Origin of the sequence: Halobacillus litoralis (assembly GCF_009856355.1) — a bacterium.
Lineage (GTDB): Bacteria > Bacillota > Bacilli > Bacillales > Halobacillaceae > Halobacillus > Halobacillus litoralis_B.
Map to the genome: position 1 here is coordinate 122,184 of NZ_WMEW01000001.1, position 15,409 is coordinate 137,592.

Below are 15,409 nucleotides of genomic sequence, written 5' to 3' on the forward strand. Positions count from 1 at the left end.
GTAAACTTAACAAAACCAGACCCTGCTATCAGGCCCCGATATAAGCTTTACGGACCGTATCATTAGCAAGCAGTTCTTCCGCTGTCCCCTCTACAACAACGGATCCACTTTCAAAAACATAGCCGCGGTCGGCGATCTTCAAAGCTGCAAAAGCATTCTGCTCGGCAAGCAGCACCGTCGTACCGTCTTTATTGATTTTTTGAATCACTTCAAACATCTGCTCCACAATGAGCGGCGCAAGGCCGATGGACGGCTCATCAAGCAGCAGCAGCTTCGGTTTAGCCATGAGCGCACGCCCAATCGCGAGCATCTGCTGCTGTCCGCCGCTTAAGGACCCTGCGGGCTGATCTTTTTTCTCCAGTAAAACCGGAAAAAGTTCAAAGACATCCTGCAAAGACTGATTGACCTGCTTCCGCTTCCTCCGGTGAACATAGCCTCCCATAACAAGGTTCTCCTTCACCGTCATCTGCGGAAAAAGCTTTCGATCTTCCGCGCACTGCACAATTCCAGAACGGACGATTTTGTCAGGACCCAATCCTTGAATCGGGCGTTCCTCCAAAAGGATGGTTCCATAACTCGGCTTCTGCAGACCGCTGATGGTGTTGAACGTCGAACTTTTACCTGCTCCGTTTGAACCGAGCAGAACCACAAGTTCTCCCTTTCCTACGTGAATACTGATTTTTTCTACAGCGGTAAAGGATCCATATTGTATCGAAACATCGGTTAACTCAAGCACTTGCACCGCCTCCTAAGTAAGCTTCGATGACCGCTTGGTTATTCATGATTTCCTCGGACGTTCCTTCAGCGATTTTCTCTCCATAATTGAGCACCATGATTTTGTCCGCCAGCTTCATGATCATTTTCATTTTGTGCTCGATCAGGCAGACGGTAATGCCCCGCTGCACCATTTTTTCCATAAGTGAGGCCAGCCCTTCGGTTTCCCCGGGGTTGATACCTGCTGTCGGCTCATCCAGAAAGACCACTTCGGGATCAGTGGCCAGAGCAAGGGCGAACGCTACCCGCTTCTTCTCCTCCTGTGTAATGCTTCCGGCCGGCTCGTCCATGACATGGGTGAGTTCCACAAAATCCAGCACTTCCATTGCTTTATCCCGGCATTTCTTTTCTTCGAATTTGAACCGCCTTGTACGAAAAACAGCGTCCCATAAATTCGAGGAAGTCCGGAGGCGGTGACCGACGATCACGTTATCCAGCACGGTGGATTCTTCAAACAAATGGTTCGTCTGGAAGGTCCGCGCCACGCCAAGCCTGGCGATTTTATCGGGCGGGCGTTTCGTAATGTCCTGCCCTTTATAAAATACCTGACCCTCGGAAGGGATATAGGTCCCGCTCAGCAGGTTGAAAAAGGTGGACTTCCCGGCTCCGTTCGGTCCGATAATCGCATTGATCTTCCCTTTTTCAATTGTGAAATCCACATCATTGACAGCGGTAAGACCACCAAACCGCTTCGTCAGCTTTTTTGTCTCCATCAACATACTCATCCCTCCTTCACCTGCTTTTCTGTTTCTTCTTCTGTCTCGAAGTATTCTTGCTCCTTCTGCGGGCGCGTCCGTTGAGCATCCTTCCGTTTCAAACGCCAGTCATGATAAGCTCCCACAATCCCCCGTGGATAAAAAATGATCAATAAGGTTAAAAGCGGACCGAATATGAGCATCCGGTAATCCTGAAGAAACTGCAGCGACTGGGACAGGGCGACAATGAGGAAGGTTCCTACGATGGGACCGGCGAGTGTGCCGATTCCGCCAACCAACAAATAAGTCAGCAGATCAAAGATAATCGTGATGTAACCGATATCCGGACCGATGAAGCGGATAAAGGAGGCGTATAGAGCTCCGGCAAGTCCGGCAAAAAAAGCCGTAAGGACAAAAACCATCAGTTTATTTTTCATCGTGGATATGCCAAGCGTGCGGGCCAGATCTTCACTGTTGCGGATCGCTATAAACGTCCGGCCGGTCAATGAATGGACAATACGGTACATGATCAGAATGGTAAGCAGAAGAAAAGCAAAAATTAAGTAGTATTGAGAAATCGGTGTCTGGAAGGATATCGGTCCGATATTGGAAGGTTCCGGGATGCCGATCAACCCGCGTACGCCGCCGGTTAAGCTGTCCCATTTATCAATGATGAGGTAGATGATGTATCCGACACAAAGCGTATAGATGGCAAAAAAGTGCTCCCTCGTCCTTAAGGAAACGAGACCGACGACCAATCCGAGAGCACTGGTGATTACACAGGCCAGAAGGAGCGCGATCCAGTAGTTCATTCCTGTCTTAACCGTCAATAGTCCCAAACCATAGGCTCCGACGGCAAAAAATCCAGCGTGGGCCAGGGACAAGTAACCGGTATAGCCGGCGAGGAGATTCAGGCCGTACACGGCAATCATCCAAATAAAGGCGAGCGTTAAAATATGCAGAAAGTAGGCGTTGGGCAGAACAAAGGGAAATAAAACACCGGCAGCGATAAATCCAATGAGCCATCCCCTGTTTCTCAGAAGTGAGACCAATTAAAAGCCCTCCCTTGAAAACAATCCTTTAGGCTTGATCGACAGAATGATCACAAGCATTAAAAAGGCGATGATGTCCTTGTAGTCGTTTGAAATGTACGTGGCTCCGAGACTTTCAGTAAACCCGAGAATGTATCCCCCTAAAATGGCACCGGGGACGCTCCCCATCCCTCCAAGGATAATAATGACGAAAGCTTTCAGAATAACGAGATGTCCCATACCGGGGAATACAAGGTTAATAGGGGCTGACAAGGAAGCAGCAACAGCAGCGAGCCCGCCGGACAGCATGAACGTCAGCATGGCTACTCTGCTCGTGTTGATTCCGACAAGGCTGGCCCCTTCACGGTTCTGCGCCATGGCAATGATCGTGGAGCCGGTGTACGTCTTCTTTAAAAACACATAAAGCAGAATCATGACGACGACCGCTCCGATATTAATCAGGACACGCTGCGTTGTTGCCGTCATACCAAAAAGGTTGACGACCTGGCCATACGGGGTTTCCATCGTACGGTAGTCCGCTCCCCAGATCAGCTGGGCAAAGGCTTCGAGAAACAACAGAATACCGATCGCCGCTATTTTGTCATGAATCGGTGGTGCATTTCGGAGAGGATGGAACACCAGTCTGTCCATCAAAACCCCGAGCAGACCGACGACGAGAACAGACACGGCCATTGCAATCCAGTAATGAATGCCCCACAAAAGCATCATCGTCAAGGTTATGTACGCACCCAGCATGTATAATGCGCCATGAGCAAAGTTCGGAATGTGAAGGATGCCGTACACCAGCGTCAGACCAAGCGCCACGAGACTGTAGACACTGCCAATCGTCAAACCATTAAACACCTGCTGAATGAAGATATCCATGGAACGTCTCCTTTACCTTCAATTTAAAAGCGGCCGGCCCCGGATTCTCCGGGACCGGGTGTTTTTATTCCACTGGTCCGGTTTCTGCCTTCTGCCTTTCCTGTTCCTGAAGCTTACGCCAGAGAATTTTCCCGCTGTTGGTCATCGGGAATGCCCGCACAAATTCCACCTTGCGCGGATATTTATAGGCGGCCATTTTCTCTTTGGACCAGGAAATGATCTCCTCTTCAGCGACTTGTCCTTCCCAGCCGTCATTTAATATGACAAAAGCTTTGATTTCCTCTCCTTTTCTAGGGTCGGGAACTCCGACAACGCACGCCTGCTGGACAGCCGGATGGTCGTATAACGCCGACTCGACTTCTGTCGGCCAGACGTTGTAGCCCGATGCGTTGATCATCCGCTTCAGACGATCAACCATGAAGAAGTAGCCTTCGTCATCATAGCGTCCAATATCTCCGGTCCTGAAGAAGGATTTTCCTTCGATATCGATAAACGCATGTTCGTTTTCATCCTCCCGGTTGTAATAACCGGTCATCACCTGCGGTCCGTTGACGACAATTTCACCAATCTCACCAACGCCCACTTCCTCAAGAGTGCCGGGATCGATGATTCTCGAATCGACATCAAAAGAAGGGATACCGAGGCACTGCATCTTCGGCCGCTCCTGTGGGTTGAAATGGGTCTGGGCGATGGTTTCTGAAAGCCCGTACCCTTCGACAAATTCAAGGCCTGTCAGCTTGTACAGCTTTTCTCCAAGCGCCTTCGGAAAAGCAGCACCGCCTCCGGATATGCCATGGAGGGAAGCCATATCCTCCGCCTGCAGCTCAGGGTTCGCAAGGAAATCAACAAGCATCGTACTGATGGTAACCCAGTGGGTACACTGCTCGCCGCGCAGCAGCTGCCGGGCGGTTTCCCTGTTCCAACGCGTCATAAGCACCATCGTGCTGCCGCTGTATATCGGCATGTGCATGCTGTGGACCATACCTGTGACGTGGAACAATGGAAGCGTACCGAGGGAGCGGGCATCCATCGTCACCCGGGACCAGTAATAGGCCCCGAGGGTATTCGCCTGGACGGTCCGGTGTGTATGCATACATCCTTTTGGAAGTCCGGTCGTCCCTGACGTATACGGCATGACAGCGAGATCGTCTGCGCTTGCGGCGACATCTTCAGCCGGAACATGTAACCCCAGAGCTTCGGACCATATGTGGACCGCCTCTTCGGTATACACTTGTTTAGCGGCGGACACTTCCGGCGGGAGATCTACCATTCCGTTTTCCTTCACATAATCGGAATAGGCAGCAGACACGATATATTCCAAGGACGTCGACTTCAGCAGCGGCTCCACAACATCCATCAATTCCTGACCAGCGAGAGCATGCTTGATCGCGCCGTCTTTCACATAAAACTCCAGTTCACCTGTTTTCAGCATCGGGTTGATCGGTACAACGACCGCCCCTGCCCTTACTATCGCATAATACCCGATGATGAACTGCGGGGAGTTCTGCATAAACAACAGCACCTTATCTCCTTTGTCCACATTGAGATGGACTTGAAGGTACCCGGCCAGGCTGTCCACCTGTTCCTTCAAATCCCCGTAGGACAAACCTGTTCCATAATAACGAATCGCTTCGTGCGACGGATAGCGCTCGGCAGACATACGCAGATTATCATAAAGGGTCGTTTCAGGAATCGTGAGCGTCTTCGTTAACGTCGGCCAGAAATCATAATGCTTGGTCAGCATGAGATCACTCCTCTTCAATGTAAGCGTTACCAAAAAAATGCAGACAAACTACCTTATGAGCCATCCTCCATCAACCAGAAGATCCGAGCCTGTCATGTAAGAGGCCTCCTCTGAAGCAGCAAAACAGATGACGCTTGCGATTTCCTCCGGCTGTCCGACTCTCCCAAGCGCTGTATTGCGCTTCACAGCCTCTTCAAAACGTTTATTCTTCAAGCCTTCCGACGTCATCGGGGTTTCAGCGAACCCCGGCGAAACGGAATTGACGCGGATCCCTTTTTCAGCAAATTCAAGGGCAAGGGATCGCGTGAAATGAATCACCGCCGCTTTGGATGAACTGTAGTGCGGGATCTGCGCTCCTGCCTTATGGCCGGACAGCGAAGCTACATTGACGATCGCCCGCGCACCCTCGGGGCCTTCCATCATGATTTTCCCGAGCGCCTTGGACACGAGAAAAACACTTTTAACGTTCGTTTCCTGTATCCTGTCCCATTCATCGGCGTCCAAATCCATAATGGCCGCATTACCGGATGTTCCTGCATTGTTCACAAGGATATGAAGGTCTCCAAACGTTTCTTTGACGAAGGAAGCCAGTCCAGCCACTTGACTCTCTTCCTTCACATCCGCCTGGAAAACAAAAACTTCCGCTTCCCCGCCTTCGAGAATGTCAGCGGCCACCCGGTCCAGCTTTTCCTTTGTCCGACCAACAAGGACAACAGCTGCGCCGTCAAGAGCGAGCTTTTTCGCCGTCTGTTCCCCGATTCCACTGCCGGCTCCTGTCACGACGGCCACGCGGTCTTTAAAACGGCTCATAGGTTCACCCCCTTTGTTACGTAATCCTCAAGCATCATCCGCCATTCTGCCGGCAGGGCTTCGCTCTTCTGTTCTTCATAATTGAAATGGACAACAACCGCTTCGGATACAGCTGCAAGCTGATCCGTGCCTTCTACATAAACGCGGTGGGCAAACGTAAAACTGGAAGTTCCAATCTCAGCTATCGTCGTTTCAATGAGCAGGTTCTGTCCGAAATAGACCTGACTGATGAAATCACACTTCGTTGACGCGAGGATAAATCGGCCAAGCGTATCCTCCTGCGCCTGAAACAAGTCGCGAAAAAACTTCCCCCGCGCCTCCTCCAAGTAGATGAAATAGCTCGTGTTATTCACATGCCCGGCCATATCGGTTTCCGAAAACCGGATCCCTGCCGTGTTTTTATAAATCATCCTGCCCCTCCATTCCTACCAGTCAGTATGTGAATGCCGAAGCCTTACGAAAAAGGCTTGGTCACTCGTTGGAGCTGATTCCATTTAAGATCATGGACAAGTATATGTTGGTCAGTTCTTCAGCCGATACTTCCCTGTCCGGATCAAACCAGTAATAACTCCAGTTTGTCATTCCCAGGATACCTCTTGTCACCATGTTGGGGTCCAGATTGCTCTGGAAATCTCCTTTTTCAATTCCCTCTTCCACCAGCTGTTGGAGGTTTACGCGGAATTGATCCCTCTTTTCCACAATCTGTTCTAAATAATCTGGACCGAGGTTACGAATTTCACGGAAAAAGATCCGTGCACTCTTTTTTCTGTACTTGATGCTGTCGAGCACCATGAAAATCATCGAGCGGAGTTTCTCCTTGGAATTCTGTTTGGTGTCGTTTAAGATTTTCTGCTGGTTTCCGAGCAGGAATTCGATGAAATCCAGATGGATATCTGTCAGCAGCTCCTGCTTATTTTTAAAATAGTAATAAAATGTTCCTTTGGTCACGCCGATCTCCTCGACAATTTCCTGGAGAGATGTTTCGGTGAAGCCTTTTTTATCAAATAAATGAATACTTGTTTGAATGATTTCCTGTTTCATAGATACCGTGTCCTTTCATCTAGGGAAGTGTTTTTATTATAACATCCCCGTTTTTTATGAAAGAGACCTTATTTCGAACGTTCCAAAATCATAGCGATCCCCTGCCCGCCGCCGATACACGCGGTGATCAGGGCATAAGACGTCTCCTGCCTGTGCAGTTCGTAAATAGCTTTCACTGCAAGGATCGCTCCTGTTGCTCCGAGGGGATGACCATGAGCGATGGCACCGCCGTTCACATTCACTTTATCCATGTTCATGTCCAGTTCCGCCTGGCAGGCTAATACCTGGGCTGCGAACGCCTCATTGATTTCAATGACGTCCATATCTTCCAGGGATAAGCCCGTTTTCTTCAGGACCTTCTTCACAGCCGGCACCGGACCGATCCCCATAATGTTGGGGTCTACACCTGCAACCGTACAGCCGAGGACTTCAGCCATAGGAGAAGCTCCGATTTCCTCCGCTTTGGCCCGCGACATGATTGTAAGAGCTGAAGCCGCATCATTTAATCCCGAGCTGTTGGCTGCCGTTACGGACCCGTCCTTCCGAAAAGCCGGTGGAAGTTCCGCCATGCCCTCAAGCGTAGAGTTCGGGCGTGGATGCTCATCTGTATCAAATACGACCGGGTCTCCTTTTTTCACTGGAATGTGAAGGGGGACGATCTGCTCAGCAAAACGGCCGGCTTCCACAGCAGCTGCCATCCGTTCCTGACTTGTCTGTGCAAACTGGTCCTGATCCTCTCTGGAGATCCGGTATTTTTCAGCCAGGTTTTCCGCTGTCATTCCCATCGGTGGATCGCCGATTTCCTCCGGAGACAGCTGTGATCCTCTAAATTGCGGTGGTGACGGACTGTAAGCCCGTTCAGGCTTGTCCATCAAGTACGGTGCCCTGCTCATACTTTCCGTTCCCCCTGCCACATAAACATCCCCATGTCCAGCCGCAACCGCCTGGGCTGCCAGGTGGATCGCATTCAACCCCGATCCGCACTGGCGGTCGACAGTCAGGCCGGGAAGTTCCATTGATAACCCGGACTGCAGGGCCGAAAGTCTCGCAATGTTTCCACCGCCACTCAGCACGTTTCCAAAAATGACGTCTTCCACGCTGTCTGCCTGTACACCCGAACGCTTCACCGCTTCTTTGATCACTTCCGCTCCAAGAACGTGCGCGGGCACAGAAGCCAGCGCTCCGCCCTGCCTGCCTATCGCGGTCCTTACGGCTGAAACGATGACAGCCTGTCGATCACTCATATTCATCCTCCTCTTCACATGGCATGTGATCCACCATCAACGATGATCACATCGCCCGTGATATGTTTCGACGCTTTCGAACTGAGAAAAATGACCGCACCTTTTAAGTCATCTTCACAGCCGAACTTCCGGAGCGGCGTATTCTTCAAGAATGCCTCCCCACTCTGCTCCATAAGCACTTCCGACATTTTTGTCGGGAAAAATCCCGGCGCGATGGCATTGACGCGGATGCCGCGCGGCCCCCATTTCACCGCCAGATCTTTAGTAAACGTTAAAACGGCACCTTTGCTGGAATTGTAGCCGATCGTATCCATATACTCAGGGTCCGATCCTTTCATGCCTGCGACAGAAGAGATATTGATGATCGCTCCTTCTCCCTGCTCCAGCATCACGCGGCCGACCGCCTGGGACATGAGGAAGGTGCCGGTCACATTCACTTGGAATACCTTCTGCCAGGCCTTCAGGGGCATGTCCTCGGCAGGAGCACCCCAGGTCGCTCCGCTGTTGTTGACGAGAATATCAATTTTCCCGAAGTGATCGACGGTTTTGTCCACGATCTCCTGGATGGCGTCCGGGTCGGTGACATCACAAGCGAATGCCAGAGAATCCACGCCGAGCTCCTTCAACTGCTCGCTCACTTCCCGGCAGGGCTCATACTTCCTGGAACAGACGACAACATGGGCGCCGGACTCTGCCAAACCTTCAGCCATCTGTCTGCCAAGACCGCGCCCACCGCCTGTAACGACCGCTACCTGACCCGTGAGATTGAACAGCTCACCGGCGTGCATGGACAGGGCTCCTTCCATAATCTTTCGCCAGTTCATATTTGGCTATTGCTCTGCGGTGGACTTCATCCGGACCGTCTGCCAGCCGTAATGTACGGATGTTGGCCCAGTTGGCCGCCAGTTCAAAATCTCCACTTACGCCGGCAGCCCCGAAGGCCTGGATCGCACGATCGATGACTTTCAACGCCATGTTCGGTGCCACCACTTTAATCATGGCGATTTCTGATTTAGCTTCTTTGTTGCCGACGGTATCCATCATATAGGCCGCTTTCAGAGTAAGAAGCCGGGCTTGTTCAATTTCCATTCGTGATTCCGCAATCCACTCACGGACCACTCCTTGATCGGCCAGTGGTCTACCAAAAGCCTGTCTGCTTTTCACCCGTTCACACATCAGTTCGAGCGCCCGTTCTGCGGCGCCGATCGTGCGCATGCAGTGATGGATCCGCCCCGGTCCAAGCCGGCCCTGGGCGATAGCAAATCCTTTGCCTTCGTCCCACAGCAGGTTGGAGGCCGGTACACGGACGTCCTTGAATTCAATCTCTGCATGTCCATGAGGGGCATGATCATAGCCGAAGACCGGAAGTAAGCGCTTTATCGTAACACCTTCGGAATCAAGCGGCACAAGGATCATCGACTGCTGTTCATGCCTTGCCGCATCCGGATCGTTTTTACCCATGACGATACTGATCTTGCAGCGGGGATCACCAGCACCCGAGGACCACCATTTCGTCCCGTTAATGACGTATTCATCTCCAACTCTCGTGATACTCGTCTGCACGTTTGTGGCATCGGAAGAAGCGACATCCGGCTCGGTCATTGAAAAGCAGGAGCGGATTTCCCCGCGCAGCAAAGGCTCCAGCCACTGCTGTTTCTGTTCCTCTGTCCCGTAGCGGACGAGCACTTCCATGTTCCCTGTATCAGGGGCAGCACAGTTGAATACCTCAGGGGCAATCGCCGAACGTCCCATGATCTCACAGAGCGGCGCATATTCCATATTCGTAAGACCGGCCCCGTATTCACTTTCAGGGAGAAATAAGTTCCACAACCCCTCTTCTTCTGCCTTCACTTTCAATTCCTCCATGATCGGTGGGATTTCCGAAAAACGGTCCTCCTTTTTCAACTGCTCCTCATATAAGGCTTCATTGGGATAAATGTGATTCTCCATGAATGTCGTCAGCTTCTCCTGGAGCTCTTTTACTTTCTCAGAATGCTCAAAATACATCGCTCTTCCTCCTTTATGTAGCTGATGTTTCTAAATGCTTCCTGAATACCACATTTCCACGAATCACATCTTTCTCCTGCTGATTTCTCGCATAGACATCAAATGTAATCATGGATTCCTCGTGGCTGACGACATCCGCATGAAGCGTCAGGACATCTCCGACGTACACCATCCCTTGAAATCGAATGGAGTAATCCTGGATAAATCCATCTTCATAAAAAGGAGTGAACAGCTTGGCAAGACTTCCCATCGTCCACATCCCATGCGCAATCACACCGGGAAGCCCGGCTTTTTCCGCTTCTTCATCAATCGTATGAATCGGATTATAATCCCCGGATGCCCCGGCATATTTGATTAGATCCAATCTTGTCACAGCCGGAAGTGTCACCGTCTTCAGTTTGTCTCCGGGCTGGACGCCGTACAATGGGTTCATACGTTCATCCCCTTCCTGACCGCTTCCGTAATAATCACGACCTGCTCCTCAGAGAAAATGAGCCGGCCGTCGATATCCTCGCCGTACCGCTTCACTTTGAGAAAACCCATATCACCGCTGCGCCCGCTCCGCTCATAATAATCGTCCACCCGGGCATAACAGAAGACTTCTTCTCCTACATATAAAGGCCGGTTGTAGTGATAGTGCTGCTCCCCGTGAATCAACCCTTTTTCGGGAAGATGGAGCCCCTCGATCCCGCCGTACTCGAATACCCGGGGAAACGTAGGTGGAGCTATGTTTCTCTGCACCGCTTCTTCATCGATAAACAAAGGATGCGGGTCACCGATGGCTTCTGCGAACTTCTTCACAGCCCCCCGTTCAACGACGTTCTTTACCGGCCTCGATTTTTTCCCTACTGCTTCTTTAAACACGGACACCTCTCCTTTTCATTACGTTCTTGGTCCACCTGCGACGTAGATGACCTGGCCGTTGACAAAGGATGACGCTTCATCCGCAAAGAAAGCCACCGTATTTGCTATATCCTCCGGCTTACCGCTCCGGCCGACAGGAATCCGGGACACGCTGGCCTGGACAAGCTCATCAAAAGTAATCCCGATCCGTGCGGCGGTCGCTTTTGTCATATCGGTTTCAATGAAACCAGGGGCCACCGCATTGGCAGTCACGCCGTATTTGCCAAGCTCAATCGCCAGTGTCTTTGTGAAGCCCTGGAGGCCGGCTTTAGCGGTGGCATAGTTCGCCTGGCCGCGATTCCCGAGCGCAGAGGTCGAGGAAATGTTCACAATCCGGCCGTACTTCTGTTCCACCATATACGACTGAACGGCTCTGGCTGCATGAAACGACCCTTTTAAATGGACATCCATCACGGTATCCCAGTCCGCATCCGTCATTTTGTACAGCATATTGTCTCGGATGACGCCTGCGTTATTAATCAAAATATCGACCGACCCGAACCGCTCGTATGTTTCCTTCACAGCCTCTTCCACTTCATTGTACTGGGTCACATCCGCTTTTTGGCAGAAGACTTCAAAGCCTTCTTCGCGGAATTCCGCCTCCAGCTCCTGGAGCGCCTCCTCATTTACATCAATGATGGAAACCTTCGCTCCGTTTTCTGCGAAATGCCGGGCAATGCCTTTCCCGATCCCCCGGCTTCCACCAGTGATAAAAGCTGTCCTGCCTTTAAATCTCCCACTCATTGTATACCTCCTCTATCAACCAATCTTCACATGGCCTTTTAGTAGATTTCTGGATATGATCAAGCGCTGGATTTCGTCTGTTCCGTCATAGATCCGCCACAGCCTTGCTTCCCTGTACCATCGTTCAATCGGCAGTTCCCGTGTATATCCCATGCCGCCGTGAATCTGCAGAACACGGTCGATGACATTGTTGCCCATATTCGCTCCATACAGCTTCGCCATCGATGCGTAGTGCCGGTTATCCTCTCCCTGGTCCAACGTAAAGGCCGCGTTTAATACGAGCCATTTCGCTGCTTCTATCTCAACAGCGGAATCCGCAATCTGCCATTGAATCGCCTGCCGCTCACCAATCGGCTTTCCGAAGGTTTCGCGTTCGTTGGCATAATCGATGGCCATGTTCAGCAGACGCTCCGCTGCACCAACCGCGCGTGCTCCGACAATCCAGCGGGCAAATCCGATCCATTCAAGGCCGAGATCGTAACCATGATCAATCTCGCCAAGGATGTTCTCCTCCGGCACCCGGACATTGTCGAAAATAAGAGCTGCCGGTCCCCATTCGCCCATCGTATGGATGTATTCCGACTCCCATCCCATCGAACGATCTGCTATAAAACAGGTCACCCCTTTCCGCCCTTGCGATTCTTGATGAAGCTCTTTATTTGTCACCGCAATGACCATCACAAAGTCTGCTTCATTTCCACCGGTGATAAATGTCTTCTCCCCATTGATCAACCAGTCACTGCCGTCCTTCACAGCTGTTGTCCGGAGGTTCCTCGTATCCGATCCCGCCCCTGGTTCTGTCATCGCAAAGCAGGATTTCTTTTCTCCTTGAATGGTCGGGATTAAGTACGTTTCCTTCTGCTGCTCATTGCCGTAATAAAGAATGTTGTCCGCCGAGCCGCCGAACTGGAACGGCACAAACGTCCTTGCGACTTCCATTTGAACGATCGCCAGCATCATCTGCCCTAAATCTGCACCGCCATATTCAGCCGGAGTATTGATGCCCCAGAAGCCAGCTTCCTCCGCCTTCTGTTGAAGCTCTTCCATTTTCCCTTCCGGAAGGCTCGGCTTTCCTTCCCTTTCATTGCGCAGCACATCATTTTCCAGAGGTATTAATTCCTTTTCCACAAATTTACGAATGGTTTTTCTTACCATTTCCTGTTCATCGGTCAAGCGTAAATGCATGTGATCAACCTCTTTCCTCACTAAGAGTCCACATACCTACCGGTGGGTATGTTACTTTTATATTATTTTAAATTTTCTCAAAATACAACACCTTTCCGAGAATTACTGCAAAAATTATCCATACAACCCCGGTTCGCCCGCCCACTCAGACAGGGGGGAAAGAATGTGCTGAAGAATTGCGGTATTTAAACAATAATGGTGCTCAGTATGTTATAAATATTCTGAAGGATTTTTTATAGACAGGGGAAAAATATTTGTTAGAATATAAGATTTTCGGTAATGATCCAAATAAAGAGTATGTATTCTTGATTCACGGCATTGGGGGAAGCGCCAATATCTTCTTCCCTCAAATTAAAAGTTACCGCAGCCATTTTAATGTGGTGGCGGTGCATTTGAGAGGTCATAAAAAGTCTCCAAGCGTTCTTGACGTAGACGATTTTTCATTTAAGCGGGCAGCCCGGGACGTCGTCGACGTACTGGATGACATCGGTGTGAACAAAGCGCACATGGTAGGGATTTCGCTGGGAGCCGTTGTCACACATCAAATCCTCGCGATTGCTCCTCACCGTGTAGAAACAGCTGTGCTCGGAGGGGTGATCACAAAAATCACACCCCTCCCAAAGCTGCTGCTTCTCATTGGCAGCATGGCTAAGAATTTCGTTCCGCACATGTGGCTTTACACGATATTCGCTCATATTCTTATGCCGCGCAGAAATCATCGGGAGTCAAGAAACTCGTTCATTAAAGAAGCAGCCCAGATGAAAAGAAACGAATTCCTCGGCTGGTATGACATTGCTCCGACCGTCAGAGGGACGTTTACAGAAGCCGCCGGACCTTCAGCCCATGTCCCGAAGCTCTACATGATGGGCGAAGGAGATCATATGTTCATCGATCATGTGCTGGAGGATATCTCAGGGCTTCCTCATGCTGATTTTATTGAAGTGAAAGGATCGGGCCACGTTGTAAACCTGGATGCTCCTCACACATTCAACCAGTATTCTTTGTCGTTTATGAAATCAAAAGGGGCTAAGACGGAGGCGCCGGATCAAGAGACCGACAGGAGGCTCCGCTCTTAAAGGAAATTGTTACAGCTTCCCAGATGAAGCTGGAAATAAAGTGGAAAGGTGTCCTGACGCGGGAAATGACACCTTTCCAGCCTTTTGTAAACATTCCTTACCAAGATGCCGGCAGGAGAATGTAAGGTTATTTGCTTCTTTATATCCTTATTGGCTTTAAATAGTTGCTTTGATAAACCAGAGGAATAGGAAGCAAAAACTCCGCCTGCATTCACCCCGTTTTAATATACAGAAGTACAGTAATGTAGATAATCCGGCATTTCTCCCCGTACCATCCGATTGTACAGATGCTGAATTTCCAACGTAACCTTTCCCGGCTTCCCTTGCCCGATGACTCTTCGATCAACTTCTACCACCGGTTTAATTCCAACAGCCGTTCCCGTTAAGAAAATTTCATCCGCATCATACAATTGGAATCTTGCTAAACTCTTCTCATGCAGGGGTAACTTCAACTCTTCTGCCAATATTTCCGCAACCGTATTACGAGTGACTCCCGGGAGAATGTCATCAGACACAGGGGGAGTGAAGACTTCATTTCCTTTAACGATGAAAATATTTTCTGTAGCCCCTTCGCTCACATTTCCTTCTTTTGTTAAGAAGACGGCCTCATCATATCCATTCAAGGATTCTTCAAGAATCGCTAACCCTGAATTCATATAACCAGCTGTCGTCTTCGCTTGAGGAGGAATCATATTGCTTCCTATTCTCGTCCAGGAAGAAACCCCCACCTTAAAGGAAGGTTCAGCCTTATATTCTGATTCATCCATGTAGACAGCCAGATGATTAAATGGATCTCTCAAGTCGGGACGTAAGGTATTGCTGTCTTTAAAACAAATCGGACGTATATACACATCCTGAGTCACCCGGTTGATGATCAGCATCTTTTTTATGATGTACGATAATTCCTCTATGGAATAAGGGATTTTAATAAACAAACTCTCACCAGACTGCTCAAATCTCTTTAAATGATCGTCTAGTCGGAATAATAATAATTGTTCCTGGCCGGCATTCCAAAAAGCTCGGATACCATCTATACAACCCAGGCCGTAATTCAAACCTTTATTCTTCACACTAACACTCAGCGAACGATCATCGACAAAATGATCTTTATCAAACATAACGGCCATTGAATCCACTCCCTTCCTATCACTATATGCCATGATGCTGTGTGACTATACAAACGATCATGGCCGCCTTCTGTTGGGGCGTATCCCGTTTATAATGGTGTATCAGCAGCTGCAGGTACATTCCAGATAACTGGAATGTCCGA

At 50.1% G+C, this 15,409-nt stretch carries 17 protein-coding genes; 1 reads left to right on the plus strand and 16 read right to left on the minus strand.

Annotated features, from left to right (window positions below):
• Positions 1 to 28 precede the first annotated feature (28 nt).
• The 15 genes from GLV97_RS00600 to GLV97_RS00670 form a co-directional block, all read right to left on the minus strand.
• Positions 29 to 736, minus strand: coding sequence for an ATP-binding cassette domain-containing protein (locus GLV97_RS00600; RefSeq protein WP_160838034.1), 708 nt, complete (start codon positions 734 to 736; stop codon positions 29 to 31).
• Entirely contained in the window at positions 729 to 1,493 is a 765-nt protein-coding gene (locus tag GLV97_RS00605; protein ID WP_160841865.1) for an ABC transporter ATP-binding protein, read from the minus strand. The genes GLV97_RS00600 and GLV97_RS00605 overlap by 8 nt, the downstream gene beginning before the upstream one ends.
• A gap of 2 nt (positions 1,494 to 1,495) precedes the next feature.
• Positions 1,496 to 2,521 carry a branched-chain amino acid ABC transporter permease gene (locus GLV97_RS00610; RefSeq protein WP_160888703.1) on the minus strand — a complete coding sequence of 342 codons (1,026 nt, stop codon included), beginning with the start codon at positions 2,519 to 2,521 and terminating at the stop codon, positions 1,496 to 1,498.
• Complete coding sequence (locus GLV97_RS00615; protein WP_160841863.1) at positions 2,522 to 3,385, minus strand: branched-chain amino acid ABC transporter permease; 864 nt, start codon at positions 3,383 to 3,385, stop codon at positions 2,522 to 2,524.
• 64 nt (positions 3,386 to 3,449) lie between these two features.
• On the minus strand, positions 3,450 to 5,129 hold the full coding sequence (locus tag GLV97_RS00620) for a long-chain fatty acid--CoA ligase (RefSeq protein ID WP_160841862.1): 1,680 nt from the start codon (positions 5,127 to 5,129) through the stop codon (positions 3,450 to 3,452).
• Positions 5,130 to 5,177: 48 nt separating this feature from the next.
• Complete coding sequence (locus tag GLV97_RS00625; RefSeq protein WP_160888704.1) at positions 5,178 to 5,939, minus strand: SDR family NAD(P)-dependent oxidoreductase; 762 nt, start codon at positions 5,937 to 5,939, stop codon at positions 5,178 to 5,180.
• A complete protein-coding gene (locus GLV97_RS00630; RefSeq protein WP_160838023.1) occupies positions 5,936 to 6,349 on the minus strand; it encodes an acyl-CoA thioesterase in 414 nt (137 codons plus the stop codon). Before GLV97_RS00630 ends, GLV97_RS00625 begins: the two co-directional genes overlap by 4 nt.
• A 61-nt stretch (positions 6,350 to 6,410) precedes the next feature.
• A complete protein-coding gene (locus tag GLV97_RS00635; RefSeq protein WP_160888705.1) occupies positions 6,411 to 6,980 on the minus strand; it encodes a TetR/AcrR family transcriptional regulator in 570 nt (189 codons plus the stop codon).
• Positions 6,981 to 7,048: 68 nt separating this feature from the next.
• Complete coding sequence (locus GLV97_RS00640; protein ID WP_160888706.1) at positions 7,049 to 8,224, minus strand: thiolase family protein; 1,176 nt, start codon at positions 8,222 to 8,224, stop codon at positions 7,049 to 7,051.
• Positions 8,225 to 8,238: 14 nt separating this feature from the next.
• Complete coding sequence (locus GLV97_RS00645; protein ID WP_160838017.1) at positions 8,239 to 9,012, minus strand: SDR family oxidoreductase; 774 nt, start codon at positions 9,010 to 9,012, stop codon at positions 8,239 to 8,241.
• On the minus strand, positions 8,999 to 10,231 hold the full coding sequence (locus GLV97_RS00650; RefSeq protein WP_160841859.1) for an acyl-CoA dehydrogenase: 1,233 nt from the start codon (positions 10,229 to 10,231) through the stop codon (positions 8,999 to 9,001). Before GLV97_RS00650 ends, GLV97_RS00645 begins: the two co-directional genes overlap by 14 nt.
• Positions 10,232 to 10,244: 13 nt before the next feature.
• Entirely contained in the window at positions 10,245 to 10,664 is a 420-nt protein-coding gene (locus tag GLV97_RS00655) for a MaoC/PaaZ C-terminal domain-containing protein (protein ID WP_160838013.1), read from the minus strand.
• Positions 10,661 to 11,095 (minus strand): FAS1-like dehydratase domain-containing protein, encoded by a 435-nt coding sequence (locus tag GLV97_RS00660; protein WP_160838011.1) that lies wholly within the window; start codon positions 11,093 to 11,095, stop codon positions 10,661 to 10,663. The genes GLV97_RS00655 and GLV97_RS00660 overlap by 4 nt, the downstream gene beginning before the upstream one ends.
• A gap of 18 nt (positions 11,096 to 11,113) precedes the next feature.
• Positions 11,114 to 11,878 (minus strand): 3-oxoacyl-ACP reductase FabG, encoded by a 765-nt coding sequence (gene fabG, locus GLV97_RS00665; RefSeq protein ID WP_160888707.1) that lies wholly within the window; start codon positions 11,876 to 11,878, stop codon positions 11,114 to 11,116.
• A 15-nt stretch (positions 11,879 to 11,893) separates the two neighbouring features.
• Complete coding sequence (locus GLV97_RS00670) at positions 11,894 to 13,063, minus strand: acyl-CoA dehydrogenase family protein (protein ID WP_160888708.1); 1,170 nt, start codon at positions 13,061 to 13,063, stop codon at positions 11,894 to 11,896.
• A 254-nt stretch (positions 13,064 to 13,317) separates the two neighbouring features.
• Here GLV97_RS00670 and GLV97_RS00675 point away from each other — a divergent pair, with 254 nt between their 5' ends.
• Positions 13,318 to 14,139: an alpha/beta fold hydrolase gene (locus GLV97_RS00675; RefSeq protein WP_160841854.1), complete on the plus strand. Its 822-nt coding sequence runs from the start codon at positions 13,318 to 13,320 to the stop codon at positions 14,137 to 14,139.
• Between the two features lie 221 nt (positions 14,140 to 14,360).
• Here the strand turns inward: GLV97_RS00675 and ilvE are convergent, their stop codons facing one another.
• Positions 14,361 to 15,266 carry a branched-chain-amino-acid transaminase gene (ilvE, locus tag GLV97_RS00680; RefSeq protein WP_160838630.1) on the minus strand — a complete coding sequence of 302 codons (906 nt, stop codon included), beginning with the start codon at positions 15,264 to 15,266 and terminating at the stop codon, positions 14,361 to 14,363.
• Between the last annotated feature and the right edge of the window lie 143 nt (positions 15,267 to 15,409).